This is a genomic window from Streptomyces sp. TAA486, assembly GCF_000426165.1.
This window is the reverse complement of sequence record NZ_AUEV01000001.1, coordinates 244,138-269,857: the sequence shown is the minus strand read 5'-3', so window position 1 is coordinate 269,857 and position 25,720 is coordinate 244,138. Positions and strand designations below refer to the sequence as shown.

Here is a 25,720-nt window from a genome sequence, read left to right as displayed (position 1 = left end):
CGTCCCGTGGCGCCGCCCGCTCGGCCGGAGGCGTGCCGGTGCAGGTGAAGAGTGTGGCCAACGCCGCACCGACGAACGGCTTCTTCGCGGATAGCCTACGAACCGGTAGCCGCACGCTGACGAGTAGGAGCCGCACGCAGATGTCCGAGCAGGAGAGCCCAGACATCCACACGACCGCGGGCAAGATCGCGGATTTCGAACGCCGCGCTGCGGAGGCGACGCACGCGGGTTCGCAGCGCGCGGTGGAGAAACAGCACGCCAAGGGAAAACTGACCGCGCGTGAGCGGGTCGATCTGCTGCTGGACGAGGGCAGCTTCACGGAGCTGGACGAGTTCGCCCGGCACCGCTCCACCAACTTCGGCCTGGAGAAGAACCGTCCGTACGGCGACGGCGTCGTCACCGGCTACGGCACGGTCGACGGCCGTCCCGTCTGCGTCTATTCGCAGGACTTCACGATCTTCGGCGGCTCGCTGGGCGAGGTGTACGGGGAGAAGATCGTCAAGGTCATGGACTTCGCCCTGAAGAACGGCTGTCCGATCATCGGGATCAACGACGGTGGCGGCGCCCGCATCCAGGAAGGGGTCGTGGCGCTCGGCCTGTTCGCGGAGATCTTCCGCCGGAACGTGCACGCGTCCGGCGTCGTCCCGCAGATCAGCCTCATCGTCGGCCCGTGCGCCGGCGGCGCGGTCTACTCCCCCGCCATCACCGACTTCACGGTGATGGTGGATCAGACCTCGCACATGTTCATCACCGGGCCCGACGTCATCAAGACGGTCACGGGCGAGGACGTGGGCTTCGAGGAACTCGGCGGCGCCCGCACGCACAACACGACTTCCGGTGTCGCGCACCACATGTCGGGCGACGAGAAGGACGCCATCGAGTACGTCAAGGCGCTGCTGTCCTACTTGCCGTCGAACAACCTCTCCGAGCCCCCGGTCTTCCCCGAGGACGCCGACCTCGAGACCTCCGACGAGGACCGCGAGCTGGACACGCTCATCCCGGACTCCGCGAACCAGCCCTACGACATGCACTCCGCGATCGAGCATGTCCTCGACGACGGTGAATTCCTGGAGACGCAGGCGCTGTTCGCCCCGAACATCATCACCGGGTTCGGACGGATCGAGGGCCAGTCGGTGGGCGTGGTGGCCAACCAGCCGATGCAGTTCGCCGGTTGCCTGAACATCGACGCCAGCGAGAAGGCAGCGCGTTTCGTGCGCACCTGCGACGCGTACAACGTGCCCGTCCTCACCTTCGTCGACGTCCCCGGGTTCCTGCCGGGCACGGACCAGGAGTACGACGGCATCATCCGACGTGGCGCCAAGCTCATCTACGCCTACGCGGAGGCGACGGTGCCGCTGGTCACCGTGATCACGCGGAAGGCCTTCGGCGGCGCGTACGACGTCATGGGCTCCAAGCACCTCGGAGCCGACCTCAACTTCGCATGGCCCACCGCGCAGATCGCCGTCATGGGCGCTCAGGGCGCGGTCAACATCCTCTACCGCAAGCGGCTCGCCGGCGTCGACAACGACGAGGACCGGGAGGAGCTGCGGGCGGAGTTGACGCAGGAGTACGAGGACGCGCTGCTGAATCCGTATGCCGCGGCCGAACGCGGGTATGTGGACGCTGTGATCATGCCGTCCGAGACCCGCCGTCACATCACCCGCGGTCTGCGCACGCTCCGTTCGAAGCGCGAGCAGCTGCCCCCGAAGAAGCACGGCAACATCCCGCTGTGAGGAGGCCGTTCGCCATGCTCGACCCGACGACAGAGGAGCAGGGGGAGAACCCGCCGTTCCCGCCGATCAAGGTGGTGCGGGGCAACCCGACCCCTGAGGAGCTGGCCGCCGCGCTCGCGGTGGTCAGGGCGCGGGCGGCCGCGGTGGCGTCGCAGGCGCCGGATGCCCGGACCGCCGACGAGTGGTCGGACCCTGCCCGTACGGTCCCGCGCCGTGTCCCTCACCCGGGCCCGAAGGCGTGGCGAACGGCGTTCTGGCCCGCCTGAACCGGCCTGAGCACCGCTCCGCGCCCGGACGGACCGGATCCCACCGGGCGCGGACGTGAACGGCCGGGAATGAGTACGCGTACTCAGGCGCGGCGACGGCGTCCGCCGCAGCATGGAATTCATGCTGTGGTCGGATCCCCGCGACGAGCCTCCGAAGGAGATGCGCGCGACGCTGGCGATGCTGCGGCGCCTGTACTGGCTGCTGCCCGTCGTCGTGATCGCCTCCGTCGTGCTGGCCAACGTCAGGCCTGACGCCTAGGGACTGCCCGGTGGGCGGCCCCTGCCGGGTCTCTACGATTGCGCTCATGGCCACTTCTCCCGCTACTTCCTCGCAGCAGCCGCAGCCCCGGCAGCCCGTGCGCCGGCTCGTCCTCGCCTCCGCGTCCCCGGCCCGGCTGAGTCTGCTGCGGCAGGCGGGATTCTCGCCGGACGTGATCGTCAGCGGCGTGGACGAGGACGGGCTGTCCGCGCCGACTCCCGGCGAACTGGCGCGGGTGCTCGCGGAGGCGAAGGCGCAGGCCGTCGCGGCACTGCCGCAGGCCGCCGACGCGCTCGTGATCGGTTGCGACTCCGTGCTGGAGCTGGACGGTGAGCCGCTGGGCAAGCCCGCCGACGCGGAGGAGGCGACGGCCCGATGGAAGGCGATGCGCGGGCGCTCAGGCGTGCTGCACACCGGGCATTGCGTCCTTGACACCCGTGACAGCACGGGCACTTCGGCGACGGCCTCCACGACCGTGCACTTCGGCGAGCCCACCGACGAGGAGATCGCCGCCTACGTGGCGACGGGCGAACCCGTGCACGTCGCGGGCGCGTTCACGCTCGACGGCCGCTCGGCGCCGTTCGTCAAGGGCATCGAAGGAGACCACGGAACGGTGATCGGGCTCTCGCTGCCGCTGCTGCGCGATCTCCTCGCGCAACTGGGCGTCGGCATCACCGACTTGTGGTCCTGAGAGCACCGGGGTGCGGCCGTCCGGGGCCGAACCCGTGTTCCGCTTCTACGGTGCCGAGGGCTCCGGATGCGGACCGCCCGACGGCGGCGGCGAGTTGTCCGAGGAGGTCTCCGCGGTCCCTTCCGCGGCTGTCTCCTCGACGCTGTAGGACACCAGAGTCCAGACGAGCAGCCCCAGCACCACCATCATGAACAGGAACGCGTGCCAGCCGACCAGCCCCACGGTCACGGCTCCGAGTACTCCATGCACCACCGCGGCGCTGATGAGCACGATGCGCAGCATCCCCACGGGCGTCCGGTCGCGGATCGCCGTACGGACCAACACCAGGGCGCACAGGAGCAGATAGACCCCGAAGAGCACACCTCCGACCACGACGGAGAGCGACATGGAGTGAGGTTCGAGCCCGGCCAGGGACATCTGCTGTTCGTCCACGACCATGCCCATGAAAATCTGCAGCAGAACGATGCCGACTGCCTCGACCACCAGTATCAGCGCCGCGGCCGCGGCCACCGATCGTCGGAGCCCCACCTCGCCCACCTACTTCCACTTTTCATCGGCCATGGCCCGATGTTCTTCGTTACCTGGAGTACGCCGCCAGGGCACCGTGAACGCTACTTACGGGTATCACGGCGGGCAAGAGGCCCGGCGCGAAGCAAAGTTTCCCTCCGCGATTCATAGGAACCCCACAAAGACGAGACGCTCGTTCACCGGGGGCCGCGCGGAGACCTTGACCACATCAGAAGATCCCCGAGCTTCACCGGAAACCCGGCGTACCTTGGGATGACGGGAAACACCGAGGGCGGTGACGGCCGCACGTCACAGTCCGTGTGGGAAAGCTCACGCCTGTGGGCGACTCGGCCAGTGGTGTGGTCAGTACCTAAACTCGCACCACTCACCACATCAAATCCACTTGCGGCGCAGCGCCAAGTAGGGAGTCATCGTGCGCAAGGTGCTCATCGCCAACCGCGGCGAAATCGCTGTTCGCGTCGCCCGTGCCTGCCGGGACGCGGGGATCGCCAGCGTCGCCGTCTATGCCGAGCCGGACCGGGACGCGTTGCACGTCCGGGTTGCCGACGAGGCGTTCGCACTGGGCGGTGACACTCCGGCGGCCAGCTACCTGGACATGGACAAGGTCCTGCAGGCCGCGGCCGATTCGGGTGCCGACGCGGTGCACCCCGGCTACGGATTCCTCTCCGAGAACGCCGACTTCGCGCAGGCCGTGCTCGACGCGAACCTGACCTGGATCGGGCCGCCGCCGGACGCGATCCGCTCCCTCGGCGACAAGGTCGCAGCGAGGCACATCGCGGAACGTGCCGGTGCGCCGCTGGTCGCGGGTACGAAGGACCCGGTCTCGGGCGCGGCGGAGGTCGTGGCCTTCGCCGAGGAGAACGGGCTGCCCATCGCCATCAAGGCGGCGTTCGGCGGCGGCGGCCGCGGGCTGAAGGTCGCGCGCTCCCTGGACGAGGTCGAGGAGCTCTACGAGTCGGCCGTGCGCGAGGCCGTGGCCGCGTTCGGCCGTGGCGAGTGCTTCGTCGAGCGGTACCTGGACCGTCCGCGACATGTGGAGACACAGTGCCTGGCCGACAAGCACGGCAACGTCGTGGTGGTCTCCACGCGTGACTGCTCGCTGCAGCGGCGCCACCAGAAGCTGGTCGAGGAGGCGCCCGCGCCCTTCCTCACCGACGAGCAGAACGCGGAGCTGTACCGCGCGTCGAAGGCCATCCTCAAGGAGGCGGGCTACTCCGGCGCCGGCACCTGTGAGTTCCTCGTCGGCCAGGACGGCACGATCTCCTTCCTCGAGGTCAACACCCGTCTGCAGGTGGAGCACCCGGTGACCGAGGAGGTCACCGGCATCGACCTGGTGCGCGAGATGTTCCGCATCGCCGACGGCGAGACGCTGGACTACCACGACCCGCAATTGCGCGGTCACTCCTTCGAGTTCCGCATCAATGGCGAGGACCCGGGCCGCAACTTCCTTCCCGCGCCCGGCACCGTGACCACCTTCGAGGCCCCCGGCGGCCCCGGCGTGCGGCTGGACGCGGGTGTCGAGTCCGGCAGCGTCATCGGCCCGGCCTGGGACTCGCTGCTGGCCAAGCTCATCGTCACCGGAGCCACGCGGCAACAGGCTCTTCAGCGGGCCGCACGCGCGCTGGAGGAGTTCACCGTCGAGGGCATGGCCACCGCGCTGCCCTTCCACCGCGTCGTCGTGCGGGACCCGGCCTTCGCACCGGAGGTCAACGGCCGCTCGGGCGCACCCTTCGACGTCCACACCCGGTGGATCGAGACGGAGTTCGTCAACGAGATCAAGCCGTTCGCCGCTCCGGGCACGGACGCAGAGGAGGACGAGGGCACCCGCGAGACCGTCGTCGTCGAGGTCGGCGGCAAGCGGCTGGAGGTCTCACTGCCCTCCTCGCTGGGCGTGACGGCGGCGCCGGCGGGCGGCGGCAGCAAGAAGCCCAAGCGCAAGGCGTCCAAGAAGGCCGGCAGCGCGGCCTCCGGTGACGCGCTCGCCTCCCCGATGCAGGGCACGATCGTCAAGGTCGCCGTGGAGGAGGGACAGCACGTCGAGGAAGGCGAACTCGTCGTCGTGCTGGAGGCGATGAAGATGGAGCAGCCCCTCAACGCGCACCGCTCCGGCACCATCAAGGACCTGCACGCGGAGATCGGCGGCTCGCTCTCGGCGGGCACCGTCATCTGCGAGATCAAGGACTGAACGGCGGACGCCGCGGACCGCGCGGCTGAGCGCCGTACGGTCCGCACCGAGCCCGAACTGATGCGCCCGCCGTCCCTGTTGAGGGACGGCGGGCGCATTCGCGTCCAGGAGAGCCTCAGCGGCGCCTGGGAGCCAGGTCCGCCACTCGGTTCCCGACGGGCGACTGCTCGGGCAGCGTGGGCGCGCTGCGCAGCTGCGGCGGCTGTGAACCGCCGCCGCCCGGTGGGACGTTGCGCCGCTGGCCCGGCATCGGCACGTCCCGGCGGCCGTGCCCCTTCTCGCCCCCGGAGCCGCGTCCGCCCGAGCCCTGCACGGGGCCCGGCGCCTCGGCGGCGCCTGCCGGGGTCATGCCGGCGACGGTGATCTGCACGCCCTGGTCGGCCAGCGCCTGCAACTCCGTGCCGGCGCGGTCGTCCTGGGGCGGCGGCTTGTCCGTCACCAGACGCGTCATCACGTCCGTGGGGACGGTCTGGAACATCGTGTCGGTGCCGAGCTTCGTGTGATCGGCCAGGACCACGACCTCCGCCGCGGCCTGCACCAGCGCCCTGTCCACGCTCGCCGAGAGCATGTTGGACGTGGAGAGCCCGCGCTCGGCGGTGAGCCCGCTGCCGGAGAGGAAGGCCCGCGACACACGGAGCCCTTGAAGGGACTGTTCGGCTCCGCTGCCGACCAGCGCATAGTTCGAGCCGCGCAGCGTGCCTCCCGTCATCACGACCTCGACGCGGTTGGCGTGCGCCAAGGCCTGCGCCACGAGCAGGGAGTTGGTCACCACCGTCAGGCCCGGCACGCGGGCCAGTCTTCGGGCCAGCTCCTGCGTGGTCGTCCCGGCGCCGACGACGATCGCCTCGCCCTCCTCGACGAGGCCCGCGGCGAGGTCGGCGATGGCCGTCTTCTCCGCCGTGGCCATGTGGGACTTCTGCGGGAAGCCGGTCTCACGGGTGAATCCACCGGGCAGGACGGCGCCGCCGTGCCGGCGGTCGAGCAGCCCTTCTGCCTCCAGAGCACGTACGTCACGGCGCACGGTCACTTCGGAGGTCTGGACGACGCGGGCGAGCTCTCGGAGCGACACGGCTCCGTTGGCGCGCACCATTTCCAGGATCAATTGGCGACGTTCTGCAGCGAACACGGGACTGACAGTAACCCCAACGACCGTCTGCTTTCAGCAGTTTTCGTCGATTTTTGGAAGTTGTCCATACCTGCACTTGCTGCGTGGTATAGACACAACTGGACGAATCAGCCGATCGGTTCAGCCGTCCTGGGCCGTCTTCCGCGTGTGCAGCTGCCGCGCGACCTCGCCGATCGAGCCGGTCAGCGACGGGTACACGGTGAAGCTGTTCGCGATCTGCCCCACCGTCAGGTTGTTGTCGACCGCGACCGACAGCGGGTGGATCAGCTCGCTCGCACGCGGCGCGACGACGACACCGCCCACGACGATGCCCGTGCCCGGCCGGCAGAACACCTTCACGAACCCGTCCCGGATGCCCTGCATCTTCGCCCGCGGATTCCGCAGCAGCGGGAGCTTCACCGACCAGGCGTCCATCCGGCCGCTGTCCACGTCGGCCTGGCTGTAGCCGACGGTGGCGATCTCGGGGTCGGTGAAGACGTTCGCCGAGACCGCCTTCAGGTTCAGCGGCGTGACCGTCTCCCCGAGGAAGTGGTACATCGCGATCCGGCCCTGCATCGCCGCGACCGAAGCGAGCGCGAAGACACCGGTGCAGTCACCCGCCGCGTAGACGCCCGGCGCGGACGTGCGGGAGACCTTGTCCGTCCAGATGTGCCCCGAGTCCTTCAGCCGGACGCCGGCCTCCTCCAGGCCCATGTCGGCCGTGTTGGGGATCGCGCCGACGGCGACGAGGCAGTGGCTTCCGGTGATCGTGCGGCCGTCCTGCAGTTCCACCTCGACCTTGTCGCCGACGCGCCTCGCGGAGGCCGCGCGGGAACGCGCCATCACGTTCATGCCGCGGCGCCGGAAGACGTCCTCCAGCACGGCGGCCGCGTCCGGGTCCTCACCGGGGAGCACCCGGTCCCGCGACGAGACGAGCGTGACGTTCGAGCCCAACGCCCGGTAGGCGCCCGCGAATTCGGCGCCTGTGACGCCGGAGCCGACCACGATCAGCTCATCGGGCAGCTCCTCCAGGTCGTACAGCTGCTTCCAGTTGAGGATCCGCTCACCGTCCGGCTGCGCATCCGGGATCTCACGGGGATGTCCTCCGGTCGCGACCAGCACGGCGTCGGCGGCCAGCCGCTCCTCGGCCTCACCGGCCGCGTCCCCCGTCGGCGTGACGACGACCTCACGCGAACCGTCCGGCCCCTGCGTCGGCTCGAGCCGGCCACGCCCGCGCAGCACCCGCACGCCCGCACGCGTCACGGAGGCCACGATGTCGTGCGACTGCGCGAGCGCGAGCCGCTTCACCCTGCGGTTGACCTTGCCGAGATCGACGCCGACGACGCGGGCGGGGTCGTCCGGGTCGTGGGTGCTGTCCTCGACACGGATGCCGAGCTCCTCGTACGAGGAGTCGAAGTTCGTCATGACCTCGGCCGTGGCGATGAGGGTCTTGGAGGGCACGCAGTCGGTCAGCACCGACGCGCCTCCCAGACCGTCACAGTCCACAACGGTCACTTCGGCGCCGAGCTGCGCCGCCACGAGGGCGGCTTCGTAGCCGCCGGGTCCGCCACCAATGATCACGATCCGAGTCACATGCTCCATTGTCCCGCACATGCTTGCGGGTGCGTGCCGCACCCCCGCGCGGGCAGGGGGCACCCCGGCGCCACCCTCCAGCCACCACCGCCGCGACGACCGACTCCCGTACCCTCGTCGTCATGTCCCTCTACGCCGCTTACGCCGCGAACCTCGACGCGCGGCTGATGTCGCGCCGAGCTCCGCACTCCCCGCTGCGCGGGACAGGCTGGGTCACCGACTGGCGCCTGACATTCGGCGGCGAGCAGATGGGCTGGGAGGGTGCGCTGGCGACGGTCGTCGAGGCGCCGGTCGCGCAGGTCTTCGTGGCGCTCTACGACATCGCGCCCATGGACGAGGAGGCCATGGACCGCTGGGAGGGCGTCGGCATGGGCATCTACCGGCGCACGAAGCTCCGCGTCCACACGCTGGACGGCGAGACGACGGCCTGGTGCTACGTCCTCAACGGGTACGAGGGCGGCCTGCCCTCGGCCCGCTACCTCGGCGACATCGCGGACGCGGCGGAATCCGCGGGCGCGCCCCACGACTACGTGATGGAAATCCGCAAGCGGCCCTGCTAGGCGGGGCGGTGTGCGCCTCGGGCTGCCGTTGTACGCCTCGGGTTCGTTCTTTGGGTGCCGGGTGCGGGCCCTTCGGGATTACCGGTGTGCGCCTTCGGTTTGTGCGTGGTGCCGGGAGCGGGCCGTTCCGGGTTGCCGGTGTGCGCCTTCGGTTTGTGCGTGGTGCCGGGTGCGGGCCGTTCCGGCGGTTGCCCCGGGGCGGCACGCCCCCGCCACCGTCCACGCACCGATAGCGAACACCGGCCAACCCCAGCGGCGAGCGGACCCCCGGGACCCTCTACGCGCGTAGGCTCGAAACCGCTACGCTCATCGCGTGAACGAATCAGCCTCGAACACCGCCGACGATCCGTACCGTTCCGCCGATTCCGCCGCCGAGCGGCTTCGCGAGTTGACCGGTACGGACAGCCACGACGTCGTCCTCGTGATGGGCTCCGGATGGGTTCCCGCCGCGGACGCGCTCGGGGCCCCCGAGTCCGAGTTCCCGGTGACGGAGCTGCCCGGATTCCCCCCACCGGCCGTCGAGGGCCACGCAGGCACCGTGCGCTCCCATGAGCTGGGCGACAAGCGGGTGCTGGTCTTCCTCGGCCGCACCCACTTCTACGAGGGGCGCGGTGTCGCCGCCGTCACGCACGGCGTGCGTACGGCGGTCGCTGCGGGCTGCAAGACCGTCGTGCTCACGAACGGCTGCGGCGGCCTGCGCGGCGACATGGTGCCGGGCCAGCCCGTGCTCATCAAGGACCACATCAACCTCACAGCCACCTCACCCATCGTCGGCGCCAACTTCATCGACCTCACCGACCTGTACTCCCCCCGCCTGCGCACCCTCTGCCAAGAGGTCGATCCGTCACTGACGGAGGGCGTCTACGTCCAGTTCCCCGGCCCTCACTACGAGACCCCCGCCGAGATCGGCATGGTCCGCGCGATCGGCGGGGACCTTGTCGGCATGTCCACCGTGCTGGAAGCGATCGCCGCCCGTGAGGCGGGCGCGGAGGTGCTCGGCATCTCGCTGGTCACCAACCTCGCGGCAGGCATGACGGGTGAACCCCTCAACCACGAGGAAGTGCTTCAGGCGGGCCGCGAGTCGGCCGCCCGCATGGGTTCGCTGCTGGCGCAGGTGCTGAGCCGGATGTGAGCGGCCGGGCCGCCGTCACGGCAGCCCGGAATCTCCATACCGCGGGGCCCGTGCCCGGGGACGCAGAAGAGAGAGGCAGAGCTGTGCAGCACGATGTGACGGAGCTGGTCGCCCGCGCCCGGGCCTGGCAGGCCGAGGATCCCGACCCGGAGACGAGCGAGGAGCTGGCGAAGCTCATCGAGGCCGACGGGGAGGGTGGAGGGACGGAGCTGGCCGCCCGTTTCTCGGGCACCCTCCAGTTCGGTACAGCGGGGCTCCGCGGTGAGCTGGGCGCGGGACCCATGCGGATGAACCGTTCCGTCGTGATCCGGGCCGCCGCCGGGCTCGCCGCGTATGTGCGCGAGCAGCTGCCCGCGGAGAGCGGCCAGGACGGCACCGGCCTCGTCGTCATCGGCTACGACGCCCGTCACAAGAGCTACGACTTCGCGCGCGAGACGGCATCCGTCATGACCGGCGCCGGTCTGCGGGCGGCGCTCCTGCCGCGACCGCTGCCCACTCCCGTGCTCGCCTTCGCCATCCGCCGGCTGCGCGCCGTCGCGGGTGTGATGGTCACCGCCAGCCACAATCCGCCGCGGGACAACGGCTACAAGGTCTATCTGGGCGGGGGTTCGCAGATCGTCCCGCCCGCCGACGCCGCGATCGCCGCCAGGATCGACGCGGTCGGGCCGCTCGCCGGCGTCCCACGCGCGGAGTCGGGCTGGGACGTGCTCGGCGAGGACGTCGTCGACAGCTATCTGGCCCGTACGGGCGCTGTGCTGACGGAGGGCATGCCACGGGACGTGCGGACCGTGCACACCGCGCTGCACGGCGTCGGCTCCAGCACGCTGCTGGCCGCCTTCCGCCGGGCGGGCTTCCCCGAGCCGGTCCCGGTACGCCGGCAGGCAGAGCCCGACCCGGACTTCCCCACCGTCTCCTTCCCCAATCCGGAGGAGCCGGGAGCGATGGATCTCGCCTTCGAGACGGCTCGCGACACCGCCGCCGCGTCCGGTCCCGTCGACCTCGTCCTCGCCAACGATCCGGATGCCGACCGCTGCGCCGTCGCCGTGCCCGACCGCGCCGCCGAGGGCGGCTGGCGGATGCTGAGCGGGGACGACGTCGGTGCGCTGCTCGCCACACACCTCGTGCACAAGAGGGCGCGGGGCACGTTCGCCACGTCGATCGTGTCCTCCTCCCTGGTCTCGCGGATCGCACACGCCGCGGATCTGCCGTACGAGGAGACGCTGACCGGCTTCAAGTGGCTCGCACGGGTCGACGGCCTGCGCTACGCCTTCGAGGAGGCGCTGGGCTACTGCGTCGACCCCGAGGGCGTGCTCGACAAGGACGGCATCACGGCGGCACTGCTCATCGCCGAACTGGCCGCCGAACTCAAGCAGGCGGACCGCTCGTTGACGGATCTGCTGGACGATCTGGCCGTCGAGCACGGGCTGCATGCGACGGACCAGCTCTCGGTGCGTGTCGAGGACCTCTCGCTCATCGCCTCGGCCATGGAGCGCCTGCGGGCGGCCACGCCGGTCTCGCTCGCGGGCCTGGCCGTCGTCTCCGCGGAGGACCTGAGCGAGGGCTCCGACCTGCTGCCGCCCACGGACGGGCTCCGCTATCAGCTGGCGGGCGACCCGGATGCCGGTGTGGAGAAGGCGCGCGTGGTGGTGCGTCCCAGCGGTACGGAGCCGAAGCTCAAGTGCTACCTGGAGGTCGTCGTCGCCGTCCGCGACCAGGCGGCACTGGCTGCGGCGCGCACGGCGGCGAAGTCGGTGCTGGCCGAGCTGAAGGCGGACCTGGCAGCCGCGGCGGGCGTCTGAGCGCGAGGCCGCTGGGCGCTCGGCCGCCGGGCGCGACGGCGTGCGGGCGCTGCCTGTCCGGACTCCGACAGGTTGTCGTCTTCACTGGGCGCACGATATTGTGCGTCCAGTGAAGACTTCGCCGCCCCTCCTGCCACTGCTGCGCTCACGGCTGCAAGGAGAACTGCTCGCCCTCGTCCTCCTGCACCCCGAGCGGGAGTACAGCCTGACCGAGCTCGCCCGCGAACTCGGCGCTTCGCACACCGCGGTGATGCGCGAGGTCAACCGCCTCGCCGAGACCGAGGTCCTCACGTCCCGGAACGTCGGCCGCACGCGCCTGGTGGCGGTGCGCTCCGATACGCCGCTCGTGCGTCCCCTGACCGAACTGATCGCGATGTCGTTCGGGCCCGTGCCGCTGCTGACCGAGAGCCTGCGGGAGATCGACGGGGTGGAGCGGGCGTTCATCTACGGCTCCTGGGCCGCCCGTTACCTCGGCGAGCCGGGGCAGCAACCCGCCGACGTCGACGTCCTGGTCGTCGGCAGCCCGGACCCCGATGAACTCTTCGACGCGGCCGAGGGCGCGGGCCGCGACCTTCAACGCGAGGTCAACATCCACCGCGTCACGGCGTCGTCGTGGAACTCGCCCACGAGCGACCCGTTCCTCACCAGCGTCCGCGAGCGGCCGCTGGTCGAACTCCAACTGGATCAAGGGCAGGGGGCATCACCGTGAGTCGGTGGAACCAGGGGCGGCCGGTCGTGGACAAGCTCATCAGCCGGGGCGAGATCGAGCGGGTGCCCGCGTCCCAACAGGCGGCCGAGGCCGAACTGCGCCGCAGCCGCACCCACGTCGCGTCCGCCCGTGAACTCCTCACGTCGGACCCGGAGGGCGCCTACACCCTCGCGTACGACGCCGCGCGCAGAGCACTGGCGGCGGTCCTGCAGAACCAGGGGCTGCGCGCGACCAGCCGGGGCGGCCACAGGGCGGTCTACGAAGCCGTACGGGCGCAGCTCGACCCACCTCTCGGCGCCGTCCTCCGGCCGTTCAACCGCATGCGCACCCGCCGCAACGAGGTCGAGTACCGCTCGTCCGAAGCACCGTCGGTGACCGACGAGGAGCTGACGGCGGATCTGCCGAAGGTCGAGGCGCTCATCGATCTCGCCGAGAAGGCGATCCCCGAGATGCCGCGATTCTGAGCCGACGGGCCGGGCGCCACCCACGAGCTGAACTCCCAGGCGCCGCCCGGGAGTTCAGCGCTCCCCCTGCCCCGCCCCGAGGAGGTTGTCGTTGACCGCACGGGCCGCACGTGCCGCGTCGTCGACCGTGATGACGAACTCCCTGCCGCTCTTCAGCCGCAGCCACAGCGCGTCCCCGGCCCGCAGGGAGAGGGCCCTGCGCCGCGGCAGCCAGCGAAAGCCCCACCCTCCGAGTTCCATGGGCCGTGCCCGCTTCGCGAATGCCCCGGTGATCCTCGTGAGCGGGATGCGGCGACGCAGCGGCGGGACCAGGACCGACCGGACGGTGACGTCCCGGCCGTTCACCGAGACCTCCACCGATCCCACCGCGAGGAGCGCGACCGCGGCGACGAGCACCCCGACGAACAGGAACGCCCGGTCGGGGAAGAGGGACGCGAGGACGAGAAAGGCCAGGGCGAGCAAGCCGCCGGAGATCAGCATCCACGGTGCGGCGACCCGGCCGCTCCACTCCGCGGGCCTGCCGCTCCTGCGCTGCGCGCTCGCGCTCATGTCCCTCCTCCCCGATCGCCGGTCCCGCCGGCTTCCCTCAGGCCCCGCACCGCCGGACCCCGGCCCGAACGGACGGCACGTTCGCGGCCCTGCGTGCGGGCACACGGCCCCGCGCCACGTCTCCCCGCTCACCGGCGCGGCAACCGTCCTCGCACCCGCAACGACAGAAGACCCGCCGAGGGCTTCCGAAGAAGCCCTCGGCGGGCCGGAGATCAGGCTCGGCGCCGTGGGTCAGCGGCCGTACGCACCGCCGTCGAGGGCAGTCGTGCCGCGCGGGCAGTAGACGACCGCTCGCTGAGCACCCGACATCGCCCTCGGCGTGACGTAACGGCGGCCGTCCGAGCAGTCGGCGTAGGCGCGCCAGCGCATTCCCGAACACGAGACCACGGAGGCCCGCCCCGAGACGTATGAGCTGTAGCAGTGCAGGGAGGTGGATGAAGCCGGCTCCACCGCCGAGGCGCCACCCCGCATCGCGACGGCGCCCCCGGCACGCGTGACGCCGGTCTGCGGGTCGGACTGCGTGTACGTGGCGTAGTCCCAGATGGAGGCCGGGCCGTGGGCTTGGGCAGAAGGCGCCATCACTCCGCCGAACCCGAGCGCCAGCGCGGCACTCGCCCCCAGCACTGCCAGAGATTTTCTGATCTTCACTTCTGTCTCTCGCTTTCTCGTTGCTCGGCCGGCTTGGCCGAATGCCCGGTGAAGGGCTGCGCCCAGATTCCCCACCGGATGGCAACGAAACAAGAGAACTCGATTCTGCTGACGATATGCATTTGTCCTCCGAGTGAGCCGCTATGCCTTGCAGCCATTCAGAGAATCGGTTCGCCGGACGTACGACCGTCAATGGGATTTCACCCGCACGAGCGAGCCTTGAGACAGGTTCGCGGGCACACGGCGTACCTGGTGGGTGCGAATGCGCCCGTGCGCCAACTCGCGGACGTGGTGGCCGAATTCACGGAATCTCACCATGCGTCGTCGCTACCCACGGGCCGGGGACGAACGCACCCCGTTCCCGTAGCACAAGAATGAGAAAGACGCCGCCAGGCACCGCCGCCGGTTTCTCTTCGCAGCAGAACGCGAACATTTTCGAGGATCCGCTTGCAACGTGGAAATTCCGCGGTGTCCGGCGCGGAGAATTCCCCCGAACGGGCCGGTTCCTGAGCCCGTCTCAGCCCGCGGCGAAGAGGACGGCGAGCGCAATGGCGCCGACGAGGGAGGGGGCCGCGATCTCGTAGGCCCAGCGGACGGTGACGTCGCCCTGCGCCGCGGGCTTCTCGCCGTTGTCGGCGGCCAGGGCCCGCAGATCGTCGATCGCCTTGTCCGAAGGGGCGCGCTTCTCGCCGCCCTCGTCCGCACCGGGCACCCCGCCCAGCCCGAACAGGCCGGTGGGCCGCGCCAGGGCGTTGGCGGTCTCGCCGCTGGAGGCTGCGCGCTCGGCACGCTCGGTCTGCCGGGCGGCACGCTTACGCGCCCGCAGCGAGACCGGGATCGACCACAGCTGGTACTTCGTGCCGCCTGCCATGACCTCGTTGGAGTAGCCCGCACGCAAGCCCTCGACCGCGCCCCACGGGACCGTGATGGTGCGGAAGGGGTTCCTCACGCGCATCTGCTGCTGCCCCGCGTACACGGCGGGACGCAGCGTGAAGGCGACGACGAGCGGGACGGCGAAGAGGAGTCCGAAGCCGGCGATCAGCCGCGTGCGGTCGTTCCCGTTGACGAGAACGTCCGTACCGAGCCAGACCGCGAGAAGCAGCAGCAGGACGCCGCCGGCCAGGGCACCCGGCGAGCGGTAGCAGCGGTCGGCGTACACCTGTGCCGCGGGCTGCTCGACGGGCCCGGCGGCGGACTCCTTGGCGGACTCCTCGCCGGACTGCGGCGCGCCCTCCGACTCGGTCGTGGCGCCGGGCTGCGCGCCGTCGCCGGTCGCGCGCGGGGACTTCTCCTCCTGCCCGTTCCGGGATCCGCGGTCGCTCTCGGGTCGGGACTCGTTGGTCATGGGGCCTGATTGTGCCGGACCCCCCGTACGGGGGACGTTGCGGCTCGGCATCGATCTGTCTCATCCCGCACGAGATGGCCCCTACCAACGGAGCTACGCGTGTAGATATGCTCCTCTGGTGACCATGTCTTCAGCGTCCACCACCACAGCGTCCACCGCCTCCGCGTCGGCGTCCGCGCTCGCGGACGTGACCGCCTCCGACGCCTCGCTGCGCCGCTATCTGCACGGGCTGCCAGGCGTCGACGCGGTGGGGCTGGAAGCCCGCGCCGCGACCCTCGGCACACGTTCGATAAAGACAACGGCCAAGGCGTACGCCATCGACCTCGCGATCTCGATGATCGACCTGACCACCCTCGAAGGGGCCGACACCGCCGGCAAGGTGCGGTCCCTGTGCGCCAAGGGCGCCAACCCCGACCCGAGCGACCGCACCACGCCCCAGGTCGCGGCGATCTGCGTCTACTCCGACATGGCGGCCACCGCGAAGCGGGCCCTGGCCGCGGGCGGCGGAGCCGGGATCAAGGTCGCCTCCGTGGCGACGGCCTTCCCCTCGGGGCGCGCCGCCCTGTCCGTGAAGCTGGCCGACACCCGTGAGGCGGTCGCCGCCGGCGCCGACGAGATCGACATGGTGATCGACCGCGGTGCCTTCCTCTCCGGCGCCTACGGCAAGGTCTTCGAGGAGATCCAGGCCGTGAAGGAGGCCTGCGCGCGGCCCCAGGGCCAAGAGCCGGCCCACCTGAAGGTGATCTTCGAGAACGGTGAGCTCTCGACGTACGACAACATCCGCCGCGCCTCGTGGCTGGCGATGCTCGCGGGTGCCGACTTCATCAAGACCTCGACCGGCAAGGTCGCCGTGAACGCGACACTTCCGAACACGCTGCTGATGCTGGAGGCCGTGCGCGACTTCCGCGCCGCAACCGGCACCCAGATCGGCGTGAAGCCGGCCGGCGGCATCCGCACCTCCAAGGACGCCATCCGCTACCTCGTCGTCGTCAACGAGACGGCCGGGCCGGACTGGCTGAACCCCGACTTGTTCCGCTTCGGCGCCTCCAGCCTGCTGAACGACCTGCTGATGCAGCGCCAGAAGCTGAGCACCGGCCGCTACTCCGGTCCCGACTACGTGACGGTGGACTGAGGCAGAGATGACTGAGCAGATCTTCCAGTACGCACCCGCGCCCGAGTCCCGCGCGATCGTCGACATCGCCCCGTCCTACGGGCTGTTCATCGACGGCGAGTTCCGCGAGGCGGGCGGCGGCAAGGTTTTCAAGACGGTCTCCCCCGCCACCGAGGAGGTGCTCTCCGAGGTCGCGCAGGCCGACGCGGAGGACGTCGACGCCGCGGTGCGCGCCGCCCGTGCGGCCTTCCCCGGCTGGTCCGCGCTTCCGGGCGCCGAACGCTCCAAGTACATCTTCCGGATCGCCCGCATCCTCCAGGAACGCTCCCGTGAGCTGGCCGTCCTGGAGACGCTCGACAACGGCAAGCCGATCAGGGAGACGCGCGACGCCGATCTTCCGCTTGTCGCCGCGCACTTCTTCTACTACGCGGGCTGGGCGGACAAGCTCGCGCACGCCGGATTCGGCGCCGACCCGCGCCCGCTCGGGGTCGCGGGGCAGGTCATCCCGTGGAACTTCCCGCTGCTGATGCTGGCCTGGAAGATCGCACCGGCTCTGGCCACGGGCAACACCGTGGTGCTCAAGCCCGCGGAGACGACGCCGCTCTCGGCGCTGTTCTTCGCGGACGTGTGCCGCCAGGCGGGCCTGCCCAAGGGCGTCGTCAACATCGTCACGGGCGACGGTTCGACGGGCGCCGAGCTGGTCGCGCACCCCGGCATCGACAAGGTCGCCTTCACCGGTTCGACTGCGGTGGGCAAGCAGATCGCCCGTACCGTCGCCGGCACGCGCAAGAAGCTCACCCTCGAACTGGGGGGCAAGGGCGCCAACATCGTCTTCGACGACGCCCCGATCGACCAGGCCGTCGAGGGCATCGTCAACGGCATCTACTTCAACCAGGGGCAGGTCTGCTGCGCGGGCTCGCGACTGCTGGTGCAGGAGTCCGTCCAGGACGTATTGCTGGAGGCGCTGAAGCGGCGACTGAGCACGCTCCGCGTCGGCGATCCGATGGACAAGAACACCGACGTGGGGGCCATCAACTCCGCCGAGCAGCTCGCCCGGATCGAGGAGCTGGCCGACTCGGGTGAGGCCGAGGGCGCCGAACGCTGGTCTGCGCCCTGCGAGTTGCCCGCCAACGGCTACTGGTTCGCGCCGACGCTCTTCACCGGCGTGAGCCAGGCGCACCGGATCGCCCGCGAGGAGATCTTCGGGCCGGTGCTGTCCGTACTGACCTTCCGCACTCCCGACGAGGCGGTGGCGAAGGCCAACAACACGCCGTACGGGCTCTCGGCAGGCATCTGGACGGAGAAGGGCTCACGCATCCTGTCCATGGCGAACAAGCTCCGGGCGGGCGTCGTCTGGGCCAACACGTTCAACAAGTTCGACCCGACCTCGCCCTTCGGCGGCTACAAGGAGTCCGGATTCGGCCGCGAAGGCGGGCGTCACGGTCTGGAGGCTTACCTCGATGTCTGACAACTCGAAGCAGGCGGGGCAGGCCGGGCCGTCCAAGGCGGCCCGGGCGGGCAAGCCGGCCAAGGCAGCCCAGTCGGCCAAGTCCGGTAAGGCGGCCGGTACGGCCAAGGCTCCGGCAACGGCGCGGACTTCGGTGCGCGGGCCGGCGCGGATCGACGTGATGAAGACCTACAAGCTCTTCGTCGGCGGCAAGTTCCCGCGCAGCGAGAGCGGACGGGTGTACGAGGTGACCGACTCCGAGGGCAACTGGCTGGCCAACGCGCCGCAGTCGTCACGCAAGGACGCGCGCGACGCCGTCGCGGCCGCACGGAAGGCATTCGGCGGCTGGTCGGGAGCGACGGCCTACAACCGGGGCCAGATCCTGTACCGCGTCGCCGAGATGCTGGAGGGCCGCCGCGAGCAGTTCGCGGCCGAAGTCGCCGCGGCAGAAGGGCTGTCGGGAGCGGCCGCCGCCGCACAGGTCGACGCGGCCGTCGACCGCTGGGTCTGGTACGCGGGCTGGTCCGACAAGATCACCCAGGTCGCGGGCGGCGCCAATCCCGTCGCCGGGCCCTTCTTCAACCTCTCGACGCCCGAACCGACCGGTGTCGTCGCCGTGCTGGCCCCGCAGGAGTCCTCCTTCCTGGGCCTGGCCTCGGTGCTCGCGCCGGTCATCGTCACGGGCAACACGGCCGTCGTGGTGCCGTCGGAGAAGGCGCCGCTGCCCGCGCTGTCCCTCTCGGAGGTACTGGCCACCTCGGACGTTCCGGGCGGCGTGGTCAACGTCCTCTCCGGCCGCACACGCGAGGTCGCGGCAACCCTCGCCGCCCACCAGGACGTCAACGCACTGGACCTGGCGGGCGCCGCAGGGGACGCCGAGCTGGCGAAGGAGCTGGAGACGACGGCCGCGGAGAACCTGAAGCGGGTGCTCCGCCCGGAGGAGGCAGGCACCGATGGCGCCGACTGGTCCGCCGATCCCGGCATCTCCCGGCTGCTCGCCTTCCTGGAGACGAAGACGGTCTGGCACCCGATCGGGGTGTGACGGCGTCGCGACGCGGCTTTGATCGCCGCGAGCCGGGGCTTGTCTCTCTGCCGGTCCGGATCCGGGAGAGGCAAGCCCCGCGTGAACGTGCACCTGGGCGGCGGGGGGCTGAAGGCCCGTTCTGCCGTGCCGCGGCGGCCCGCCCCGAAACCGTGTCCGTCCCGGGCTGTCACCCGGCAGGCGGGATGGCCGACAATGGTCTCTCGTGACCGACCCCCGTGACATATCGCGCTCGCCCCGCGTCATTCTGCTCACCGGGCCCTCCGGCTCCGGGAAGTCCCGTCTCTCCGCGCGCAGCGGGCTGCCCGTCATGCGTCTCGACGACTTCTACAAGGAGGCCGGCGACCCGACGCTGCCCCAACTCCCGCACGGGATAGGCGTGGACTGGGACTCGCCCTCCTCCTGGGACGCCGACGCAGCCGTCGCCGCCGTGTGCGACCTGTGCGCGACGGGGCGCACGACCGTGCCCCTGTACGACATCGCCTCGAGCGCCCGCGTGGGCAAGGAGACGCTCACGCTCGACGGTGCGCGGCTCTTCATCGCCGAGGGAATCTTCGCCGCGGACATCGTGGGCCGCTGCCGCGAACTGGGCCTGCTCGCCGACGCGATCTGTCTGCGCGGACGCCCGTCGACGACGTTCCGGCGGCGGCTGCTCCGGGACCTGCGGGAGGGCCGCAAATCGGCGCTGTTCCTGGTGCGCCGCGGCTGGCGGCTGCTGCGGGACGAGGGCGGAATCGTGGCGCGGCACCGTGAACTGGGCGCGTATCCGTGCGCGAGGGACGAGGCCGCCGAGCGGATCAGGAAGCTCCGGGAGGCGCGTCCCACCCGGACCCGGATGTGAGACCGCGGGTGCGGCCGGTCGGGCCGTGCACGGGACGCCCCGTCGAACCGGTCACGACGTAACAAGCCCGCGCAAGACGGCACATGGAGGGGCAGAAAGGGAGAGAGCGGGTTCGGACAGACCCCCCGGTTGTCCGTACCCGCTCTCTCGTCCCGTCCCCCCGGACGGGTTCCCCGTTTTCCCCTCTGTTCCCCCGGTGCACCCCCCTCGGGGCTCCCCAGCCCCTCTTCCGAGGCTGCGGCGAGGGCCCATCCCCCGGCTCTCGCCCCCCTCGGGTCCTTGCGGTCAGGCGACCAGTTCGCCGAACGACTCTTCCTGGTCCCTGCCGAAGCTGAGCACTTCGTCGTCGCGCAGGCGGCGCAGAGAACGCCAGATGCTGCTCTTCACCGTGCCGACGCTGATGCCCAGTATGTCCGCGATCTCCGGGTCTGTACGTCCCTCGTAGTAGCGCAACACCAGCATGGTGCGCTGCAGTTCGGGGAGCCGGGCGAGCGCCTGCCAGAGCACGGTGCGCAGTTCGGTGCCGCGCATCGCGTCCTGGTCGCCGGCGGTCTCCGGCAGTTCCTCGGTCGGGTACTCGTTCAGCTTGCGACGGCGCCACGCGCTGATGTGCAGGTTCGTCATGGTGCGGCGCAGGTAGCCGCCGAGCGCCGCCTTGTCGCTGATGCGGTGCCACGCGCGGTACGTGGAGAAGAGCGCGCTCTGCAGCAGGTCCTCCGCCTCGAAGCGGTCGCCCGTGAGGTGGTAGGCGGTGGCGTACAGGGAGGCGCGGCGCTCGCGCACGTAGGCGGTGAACTCCGCCTCCGACGCGGCCTCCTGCCGTGCTCCCGGCTCCTCCCTGTACTCACCGTCCCCCGTGCTGCGGGCCTCCCCTCGAAGGCCCTCCACCGCAGTGATGTGCGGCGGCCGTGCACGCCCGGCAGAACGGACGCACCCACGTCCGAACGTCCCGGACTTCTCGGCGACCTTGTTCGTCGGGTTTCCCGGAACCGGCGGGGTGTGCAGGCGCGTGTGAATGACTGCGCTGACGTTGTCCTTCTGCAGTGTGTTCATCTTGCGCCCCCCTCGGGCAAACCTGGTCGCTCGCTGATGACGTACACATTGCACGGCCGATTTCATCGCCAGGTCCCCCGACTGTCACAGCGGTGTCACAAGGACATGAGTGGCCGTGTCCTGCCGCCTGAGCTGCGGTCTCCCGCCCTGAACGGAGCGCCGACGGTGTGCCGTGGCGGGCAGGGAGCAGGACCGTAGTGTCGAAGTGAAAGGGGGGCATGGGACAGAATGGCCGGCGTGCCTTTCCTGTTGCTGATCGAGGACGATGACGCTGTCCGTACGGCCCTTGAGATGGGCCTGACCCGGCAGGGTCACCGAGTGGTGACCGCCGCCTCCGGTGAGGACGGCCTCAAACTGCTGCGTGAACAGCGGCCGGACCTGATCGTGCTGGACGTGATGCTGCCGGGAATCGACGGATTCGAGGTGTGCCGCCGTATCCGGCGCACCGACCAGTTGCCCATCATCCTGCTGACGGCCAGGAGCGACGACATCGACGTGGTCGTGGGTCTGGAGTCCGGCGCGGACGACTATGTCGTCAAGCCGGTGCAGGGCAGGGTGCTGGACGCGCGCATCCGGGCCGTGATGCGGCGCGGGGAGCGCGAGTCCAACGACGCGGCCACGTTCGGCAGTCTGGTCATCGACCGCTCCGCGATGACCGTGACGAAGAGCGGCGAGGACCTCCAACTGACGCCCACGGAGCTGAGGTTGCTGCTGGAACTGAGCAGGAGGCCGGGGCAGGCCCTGTCCCGGCAGCAACTGCTGAGGCTGGTCTGGGAGCACGACTACCTCGGCGATTCACGCCTCGTCGACGCGTGCGTGCAGCGGCTTCGCGCCAAGGTCGAGGACGTGCCGTCGTCGCCGACGCTCATCCGGACCGTCCGCGGCGTCGGATACAGGCTGGACGCCCCGCAGTGACCGCCCCGGCGCAGCCGACGCCGGAGCGGGGCAGAGACCCCGGGAGCCGGGGGCAGGAGGACAGGACACAGCAGGACCGGGCGCACGGCGACCCCCCGCCCGATGACCGGGTGCGCGGCTGGTTCGCCGGGATGCTGCCGACCCTGCGGCTCAGGCTCGTCGTCGTCTTCGCGTTGGTGGCGCTGACCGCCGCGGTCTCCGCTTCGGGGATCGCGTACTGGCTCAACAGGGACGCCGTCCTCACACGCACCCAGAACGCCGCGCTCAACGACTTCCGCAAGTCCATGGAGGACAACGCCGGAAGCCTGCCGCGTCGCTACGACTGCCGCCAACTGCGCGACGCCGCCGAGAAAATGAGCGGTACGACGCAGAACTACGAGGTGCTGCTCACCGGTGAGGTCGCCGACGGCTCCCGCTGCGCCGTCGCCTCCGACCCGGGCGCCTTCACCATGGGGGACGTACCGCCCCGGCTGCGCACGGCCGTCGCGAAGCGCCGCCCCGTCGACAGCGGCAACTCCTACCCGTACCACCTGTACTGGCAGCGGACATCCGAGGAGGGCGGCAACGAGCCCTTCCTCGTCGGCGGCGCCAAGATGATCGGCGAGGGGCCGACACCGTCCGGCTACATGCGCAAGTCGCTGGCCCCGGAACGGGACGATCTCAACTCGCTGGCCTGGTCGTTGGGCATCGCCACCGGCCTGGCGCTGGTCGGCGCGATGCTCATCGCCCAGGCCGCGGCGACGACGGTGCTGCGTCCCGTACGACGGCTCGGCGACGCCGCGCGGCGACTCGGCGAGGGAAAGCTCAACACCCGGCTGAAGGTCTCCGGCACGGACGAACTGGCCGAGCTGTCGCGGACGTTCAACCAGACCGCGGAGTCGCTGGAGCACCGGGTCGCCGACCTGAGCGCGCGGGAGGAGTCCTCGCGGCGCTTCGTCGCCGACATGTCGCACGAGCTGCGCACGCCCATGACGGCGATCTCTGCGGTCACCGAGGTTCTGGAGGAGGAGCAGGACAACCTCGATCCGATGATCGCGCCCGCGGTGCAGCTGGTGGTCAGCGAGACCCGCCGCCTGAACGACCTGGTGGAGAACCTGATGGAGGTCACACGCTTCGACGCGGGGACGGCGAAGCTGGTCCTCGACGACGTGGACGTGGCCGACCAGGTGACCGCCTGCATCGACGCCCGCGCATGGCTGGACGCCGTCGAACTCCACGCCGACCGGGGCCTGATGGCGCGGCTCGACCCCCGCCGGCTCGACGTCATCCTGGCGAACCTGATCGGCAACGCGCTCAAGCACGGCGGCGCACCCGTGCGCATCTCGGTGCGGACCGAGGAGACGGCCGCGCGCGCCGGTGAGCTGGTGATCGAGGTGGCGGACCGCGGTCCCGGCATCCCGGAGGAGATGCTGCCGCACGTCTTCGACCGCTTCTTCAAGGCCAGCGCTTCCCGTCCACGGTCCGAGGGCAGCGGACTCGGGCTGTCGATCGCGCAGGAGAACGCGCACATCCACGGCGGCTCCATCTCCGTGCGCAACGACACGGAGCACGGCGGCGCCGTCTTCACCCTCCGCCTGCCCCGCGAGTCGTACGAGGACGAGCCGGGCCAGGACGGGGACGACGGGCAGGAGCGCCGGCCGGACTGCGGTCGGCGCGGCCCGGACCGCGACGGGGACGACGGGCAGGACAGCGGGAAGGGGGGAGACCGTTGAGCAGTACGCCATGGCACCGCGGCGCGGCCCTGCGCCGGCTGCGGACCGCGTTCACCGGCCTGGCACTGCTCGGCGCGCTGGCCTCCGGCTGCGGCATCCGCTCCACGTCCGTGCCCGTCGACGCCGGCGCGGCACCCTCCCGTGTGGGCTGCGTCCTGCCCGGCTCCCGGGAGACGGCCGACGAGGACGACGGCGGGAATCTGCCGGTGCGGGTGTATCTCGCGTGCGGTTCACGGGTCTCTCCCGTCGAACGGCGTGTGGCCCTGCCCGACGGCGATGACTCGGAGCGGCTGCCCGTCGCCCGCGGGCTGCTGGACGCACTGCGGGCCCAGCCGGACTCCGAGGAGGAGGCCGCCGGCTTCAAAACCGCCGTGCCGGGCGACCTTAAGGTCTCCGGGCCGCGCGAGGGCGATCCGCCCGCGACGCTGCGGCTGAGCAGGCCGCTGAAGGACCTGCCGTCGTTCGCGCTCGCGCAGATCGTCTGCACGTACGCGGACACGGCCGCCGCCGGCACGGACCGTTCCGTGATACTCGGCGGCCGTGCCACGGACGGCGGGCCGGAGGAGCCGGTGCGCAGCTTCGCCTGCGACACCGCCCTGCGCACTCACCCGGAAGCCGCCGCGACGGCCGGTACACCACTGTGACCACGTCCCGGAACCAGCCGCAGGAGCGCGGCGTCCTTGGTGGTGTGCAGCGTCATGGCCGTGGCGGAGGTACCGCCGCTCCCGCTTCCCGAATCCGCGTCGCAGGTCTCGTCCTGCTGATCGCGTATCTGACCGTCGTCGGATGGCTGGCGCTGCGTCCGCTCCCTGTGCCGTGGGTCGCACCTGCGAATCTCCAGCCCCTCGCCACGATCCGCACCGACCTCGCCGAGGGCTCGCTCGACGCGCTGCGCGGCCTGGCACGTGATCTGGCGCTGCTGGCTCCGCTGGGCGTGCTCCTGCCGCTGGCGTCGGGGCGCGCGGAGCGTCCGCTGGCCGCGACCTGCGCCCGTACGGTCTCCGCGGGGGCGCTCATCTCCTCGGCGATACTGCTGTTGCAGTCCGGTGTTCCCGGGCACTCGGTCGACGTCGACTCGGTGCTGCTGAACACCGCGGGAGTGGCCCTGGCCTGCCTGCTGGTCTTTCCGCTGGTACGGGCGTGGCTGCGGCGCAGATCCGGTGACGTGCCCCCATGGGGCGAATCCGTCCACGGTACGGGCGCACCCGATGCGCTCCCCCTGCGGGACGAGGCCGGCGGGAGCGCGCCCCCGAGAGCGGCCAGGGTCGGGATCGCTCCGTAGACCGACGTCACGAGTGTGGACGCTCCATAACGTGGAAACCGCGGATACCGAGCAACCAGACGGAGTGAAGGAGTCGCGTCATGCCAGCACTTACCCGCCCGCGCGAAGGCCGGATGATCGGCGGTGTGTGTGCCGGACTGGCCCGCCGCTTCGGGATGAAGCCCAACACCATGCGCCTGATATTCGTGGTCTCCTGCATCCTGCCGGGACCGCAGTTCCTGATCTACCTGGCGCTGTGGATCCTGCTGCCGAACGAGGAGGAGCGCGCGGCCTGGTGAGTCGGCGGGCTCCCCGGGGGCCGGATACGAAGACGGGCCGCACATCGAAGCGATGTGCGGCCCGCTGCGTGTTCCTGGGTACGGAGACCCTCAGATACGCGGGGCCCCGCCCAGCGACTCGCTGACCGGGCCGTTGACGCCGATCGTCCTGCCGTTCTTCTGCAGCACGTTCTTGTCCGCACGGTTCACGGCGCCCTTGACCGCCGCCGCGGTGTCGTCCCCGTGCACCGCCTTGGCGGCGGGGCTCTTCGTCACGGAACCGAGGGTGTCGGCGGAGGCGACCCCCGCGCCGGCCGAGGCGAAAGCGGCGCCGAGCACGGCGACTCCGAGGATCTTCCTGGCTACCTGATGCATCGTGGCTACGTCCTGTCGTGTGTGGAGCAGTCCGGCGAAACGTAGCGATGCGGGCATCGGCGCGGCAAACATGCCAGAACCTGCGCAGATGCCCCGTCAGGCGTCGTGACCGGCCCGCC

The 25,720-nt window shown here is 70.7% G+C and carries 27 protein-coding genes; 19 read left to right on the top strand and 8 right to left on the bottom strand.

Going from position 1 to position 25,720, the window contains the following annotated elements; all coding sequences use genetic code 11:
- Nucleotides 1–140 precede the first annotated feature (140 nt).
- The 4 genes from I004_RS0101265 (at nt 141) to I004_RS0101250 (ending at nt 2,949) form a co-directional block, all read left to right on the top strand.
- Nucleotides 141–1,733, top strand: a complete 1,593-nt coding sequence (locus tag I004_RS0101265) for an acyl-CoA carboxylase subunit beta (RefSeq protein ID WP_028434013.1) — start codon at nt 141–143, stop codon at nt 1,731–1,733.
- A gap of 14 nt (nt 1,734–1,747) precedes the next feature.
- Nucleotides 1,748–1,999 (top strand): acyl-CoA carboxylase subunit epsilon, encoded by a 252-nt coding sequence (locus I004_RS0101260; RefSeq protein ID WP_051344573.1) that lies wholly within the window; start codon nt 1,748–1,750, stop codon nt 1,997–1,999.
- Between the two features lie 121 nt (nt 2,000–2,120).
- The gene (gene mmpB, locus I004_RS39750; RefSeq protein WP_175437755.1) at nt 2,121–2,258 is read left to right on the top strand and encodes a morphogenic membrane protein MmpB; all 138 of its coding nucleotides are present in this window, start codon (nt 2,121–2,123) and stop codon (nt 2,256–2,258) included.
- 46 nt (nt 2,259–2,304) lie between these two features.
- Nucleotides 2,305–2,949, top strand: coding sequence for a Maf family nucleotide pyrophosphatase (locus I004_RS0101250; protein ID WP_051344572.1), 645 nt, complete (start codon nt 2,305–2,307; stop codon nt 2,947–2,949).
- Between the two features lie 45 nt (nt 2,950–2,994).
- Here I004_RS0101250 and I004_RS31420 read toward each other — a convergent pair whose 3' ends face one another.
- Nucleotides 2,995–3,477 (bottom strand): hypothetical protein, encoded by a 483-nt coding sequence (locus I004_RS31420; protein WP_486579637.1) that lies wholly within the window; start codon nt 3,475–3,477, stop codon nt 2,995–2,997.
- A 412-nt stretch (nt 3,478–3,889) separates the two neighbouring features.
- Here I004_RS31420 and I004_RS0101240 point away from each other — a divergent pair, with 412 nt between their 5' ends.
- Nucleotides 3,890–5,662 (top strand): ATP-binding protein, encoded by a 1,773-nt coding sequence (locus I004_RS0101240; RefSeq protein ID WP_028434010.1) that lies wholly within the window; start codon nt 3,890–3,892, stop codon nt 5,660–5,662.
- A 115-nt stretch (nt 5,663–5,777) separates the two neighbouring features.
- On the opposite strand, the gene I004_RS0101235 is transcribed toward I004_RS0101240, so the two are convergent.
- Together I004_RS0101235 and I004_RS0101230 are read right to left on the bottom strand one after the other, a co-directional pair.
- Nucleotides 5,778–6,752 carry a DeoR/GlpR family DNA-binding transcription regulator gene (locus I004_RS0101235; RefSeq protein WP_028434009.1) on the bottom strand — a complete coding sequence of 325 codons (975 nt, stop codon included), beginning with the start codon at nt 6,750–6,752 and terminating at the stop codon, nt 5,778–5,780.
- A gap of 156 nt (nt 6,753–6,908) precedes the next feature.
- Entirely contained in the window at nt 6,909–8,369 is a 1,461-nt protein-coding gene (locus I004_RS0101230; protein ID WP_028434008.1) for an NAD(P)H-quinone dehydrogenase, read from the bottom strand.
- A gap of 113 nt (nt 8,370–8,482) precedes the next feature.
- Here I004_RS0101230 and I004_RS0101225 point away from each other — a divergent pair, with 113 nt between their 5' ends.
- From I004_RS0101225 to I004_RS0101205, 5 genes are all read left to right on the top strand, one after another.
- Nucleotides 8,483–8,920, top strand: coding sequence for a gamma-glutamylcyclotransferase family protein (locus I004_RS0101225; protein ID WP_028434007.1), 438 nt, complete (start codon nt 8,483–8,485; stop codon nt 8,918–8,920).
- A gap of 313 nt (nt 8,921–9,233) precedes the next feature.
- Nucleotides 9,234–10,052 carry a purine-nucleoside phosphorylase gene (locus I004_RS0101220; protein WP_028434006.1) on the top strand — a complete coding sequence of 273 codons (819 nt, stop codon included), beginning with the start codon at nt 9,234–9,236 and terminating at the stop codon, nt 10,050–10,052.
- An 83-nt stretch (nt 10,053–10,135) separates the two neighbouring features.
- Complete coding sequence (locus I004_RS0101215; RefSeq protein WP_028434005.1) at nt 10,136–11,851, top strand: phospho-sugar mutase; 1,716 nt, start codon at nt 10,136–10,138, stop codon at nt 11,849–11,851.
- A 109-nt stretch (nt 11,852–11,960) separates the two neighbouring features.
- On the top strand, nt 11,961–12,560 hold the full coding sequence (locus tag I004_RS0101210; RefSeq protein WP_028434004.1) for an ArsR family transcriptional regulator: 600 nt from the start codon (nt 11,961–11,963) through the stop codon (nt 12,558–12,560).
- A complete protein-coding gene (locus tag I004_RS0101205; protein WP_028434003.1) occupies nt 12,557–13,024 on the top strand; it encodes a hypothetical protein in 468 nt (155 codons plus the stop codon). Before I004_RS0101210 ends, I004_RS0101205 begins: the two co-directional genes overlap by 4 nt.
- Before the next feature lie 54 nt (nt 13,025–13,078).
- Here I004_RS0101205 and I004_RS31415 read toward each other — a convergent pair whose 3' ends face one another.
- From I004_RS31415 to I004_RS0101190, 3 genes are all read right to left on the bottom strand, one after another.
- Nucleotides 13,079–13,573, bottom strand: a complete 495-nt coding sequence (locus I004_RS31415) for a hypothetical protein (protein ID WP_051344571.1) — start codon at nt 13,571–13,573, stop codon at nt 13,079–13,081.
- 231 nt (nt 13,574–13,804) lie between these two features.
- Entirely contained in the window at nt 13,805–14,221 is a 417-nt protein-coding gene (locus I004_RS0101195; protein ID WP_028434002.1) for a hypothetical protein, read from the bottom strand.
- A 517-nt stretch (nt 14,222–14,738) separates the two neighbouring features.
- The gene (locus tag I004_RS0101190; RefSeq protein WP_078510713.1) at nt 14,739–15,566 is read right to left on the bottom strand and encodes a PH domain-containing protein; all 828 of its coding nucleotides are present in this window, start codon (nt 15,564–15,566) and stop codon (nt 14,739–14,741) included.
- 124 nt (nt 15,567–15,690) lie between these two features.
- On the opposite strand from I004_RS0101190, the gene deoC reads away from it, so the two are divergent.
- The 4 genes from deoC to I004_RS31410 all read left to right on the top strand — a co-directional run bounded on the left by deoC (nt 15,691) and on the right by I004_RS31410 (nt 20,007).
- Nucleotides 15,691–16,698, top strand: coding sequence for a deoxyribose-phosphate aldolase (gene deoC, locus I004_RS0101185; RefSeq protein WP_028434000.1), 1,008 nt, complete (start codon nt 15,691–15,693; stop codon nt 16,696–16,698).
- 7 nt (nt 16,699–16,705) lie between these two features.
- The gene (locus I004_RS0101180; RefSeq protein ID WP_028433999.1) at nt 16,706–18,145 is read left to right on the top strand and encodes an aldehyde dehydrogenase family protein; all 1,440 of its coding nucleotides are present in this window, start codon (nt 16,706–16,708) and stop codon (nt 18,143–18,145) included.
- Nucleotides 18,146–18,305: 160 nt separating this feature from the next.
- The gene (locus I004_RS0101175; protein WP_037974734.1) at nt 18,306–19,166 is read left to right on the top strand and encodes an aldehyde dehydrogenase family protein; all 861 of its coding nucleotides are present in this window, start codon (nt 18,306–18,308) and stop codon (nt 19,164–19,166) included.
- A 205-nt stretch (nt 19,167–19,371) separates the two neighbouring features.
- A complete protein-coding gene (locus I004_RS31410; RefSeq protein ID WP_051344569.1) occupies nt 19,372–20,007 on the top strand; it encodes a hypothetical protein in 636 nt (211 codons plus the stop codon).
- 285 nt (nt 20,008–20,292) lie between these two features.
- Here I004_RS31410 and I004_RS0101165 read toward each other — a convergent pair whose 3' ends face one another.
- Complete coding sequence (locus tag I004_RS0101165) at nt 20,293–21,060, bottom strand: SigE family RNA polymerase sigma factor (RefSeq protein WP_028433997.1); 768 nt, start codon at nt 21,058–21,060, stop codon at nt 20,293–20,295.
- 237 nt (nt 21,061–21,297) lie between these two features.
- On the opposite strand from I004_RS0101165, the gene afsQ1 reads away from it, so the two are divergent.
- The 5 genes from afsQ1 (at nt 21,298) to I004_RS0101140 (ending at nt 25,247) form a co-directional block, all read left to right on the top strand.
- A complete protein-coding gene (gene afsQ1 / locus I004_RS0101160; RefSeq protein WP_078505381.1) occupies nt 21,298–21,975 on the top strand; it encodes a two-component system response regulator AfsQ1 in 678 nt (225 codons plus the stop codon).
- A complete protein-coding gene (locus I004_RS0101155) occupies nt 21,972–23,687 on the top strand; it encodes an ATP-binding protein (RefSeq protein ID WP_486579635.1) in 1,716 nt (571 codons plus the stop codon). Before afsQ1 ends, I004_RS0101155 begins: the two co-directional genes overlap by 4 nt.
- Entirely contained in the window at nt 23,684–24,331 is a 648-nt protein-coding gene (locus tag I004_RS31405) for a hypothetical protein (protein ID WP_486579634.1), read from the top strand. Before I004_RS0101155 ends, I004_RS31405 begins: the two co-directional genes overlap by 4 nt.
- A 44-nt stretch (nt 24,332–24,375) precedes the next feature.
- Nucleotides 24,376–24,969: a VanZ family protein gene (locus I004_RS0101145; protein WP_028433994.1), complete on the top strand. Its 594-nt coding sequence runs from the start codon at nt 24,376–24,378 to the stop codon at nt 24,967–24,969.
- An 80-nt stretch (nt 24,970–25,049) separates the two neighbouring features.
- On the top strand, nt 25,050–25,247 hold the full coding sequence (locus tag I004_RS0101140) for a PspC domain-containing protein (RefSeq protein ID WP_028433993.1): 198 nt from the start codon (nt 25,050–25,052) through the stop codon (nt 25,245–25,247).
- A 90-nt stretch (nt 25,248–25,337) separates the two neighbouring features.
- Here I004_RS0101140 and I004_RS40030 read toward each other — a convergent pair whose 3' ends face one another.
- Nucleotides 25,338–25,601 (bottom strand): hypothetical protein, encoded by a 264-nt coding sequence (locus I004_RS40030; RefSeq protein WP_037974528.1) that lies wholly within the window; start codon nt 25,599–25,601, stop codon nt 25,338–25,340.
- Nucleotides 25,602–25,720 lie beyond the last annotated feature (119 nt).

Excerpts from the sequence above, each read along its gene's own strand:
- I004_RS0101250 (WP_051344572.1), top strand. The coding sequence starts at position 2,305 with ATGGCCACTTCTCCCGCTACTTCCTCGCAGCAGCCGCAGCCCCGGCAG.
- I004_RS40030 (WP_037974528.1), bottom strand. The coding sequence starts at position 25,601 with ATGCATCAGGTAGCCAGGAAGATCCTCGGAGTCGCCGTGCTCGGCGCC.
- I004_RS0101180 (WP_028433999.1), top strand. The coding sequence starts at position 16,706 with ATGACTGAGCAGATCTTCCAGTACGCACCCGCGCCCGAGTCCCGCGCG.
- I004_RS0101230 (WP_028434008.1), bottom strand. The coding sequence starts at position 8,369 with ATGGAGCATGTGACTCGGATCGTGATCATTGGTGGCGGACCCGGCGGC.
- mmpB (WP_175437755.1), top strand. The coding sequence starts at position 2,121 with ATGCTGTGGTCGGATCCCCGCGACGAGCCTCCGAAGGAGATGCGCGCG.
- I004_RS0101225 (WP_028434007.1), top strand. The coding sequence starts at position 8,483 with ATGTCCCTCTACGCCGCTTACGCCGCGAACCTCGACGCGCGGCTGATG.
- deoC (WP_028434000.1), top strand. The coding sequence starts at position 15,691 with ATGTCTTCAGCGTCCACCACCACAGCGTCCACCGCCTCCGCGTCGGCG.
- I004_RS0101140 (WP_028433993.1), top strand. The coding sequence starts at position 25,050 with ATGCCAGCACTTACCCGCCCGCGCGAAGGCCGGATGATCGGCGGTGTG.
- I004_RS0101165 (WP_028433997.1), bottom strand. The coding sequence starts at position 21,060 with ATGAACACACTGCAGAAGGACAACGTCAGCGCAGTCATTCACACGCGC.
- I004_RS31415 (WP_051344571.1), bottom strand. The coding sequence starts at position 13,573 with ATGAGCGCGAGCGCGCAGCGCAGGAGCGGCAGGCCCGCGGAGTGGAGC.
- I004_RS0101235 (WP_028434009.1), bottom strand. The coding sequence starts at position 6,752 with ATGGTGCGCGCCAACGGAGCCGTGTCGCTCCGAGAGCTCGCCCGCGTC.
- I004_RS0101265 (WP_028434013.1), top strand. The coding sequence starts at position 141 with ATGTCCGAGCAGGAGAGCCCAGACATCCACACGACCGCGGGCAAGATC.
- I004_RS0101260 (WP_051344573.1), top strand. The coding sequence starts at position 1,748 with ATGCTCGACCCGACGACAGAGGAGCAGGGGGAGAACCCGCCGTTCCCG.
- I004_RS0101175 (WP_037974734.1), top strand. The coding sequence starts at position 18,306 with ATGAAGACCTACAAGCTCTTCGTCGGCGGCAAGTTCCCGCGCAGCGAG.
- I004_RS0101190 (WP_078510713.1), bottom strand. The coding sequence starts at position 15,566 with ATGACCAACGAGTCCCGACCCGAGAGCGACCGCGGATCCCGGAACGGG.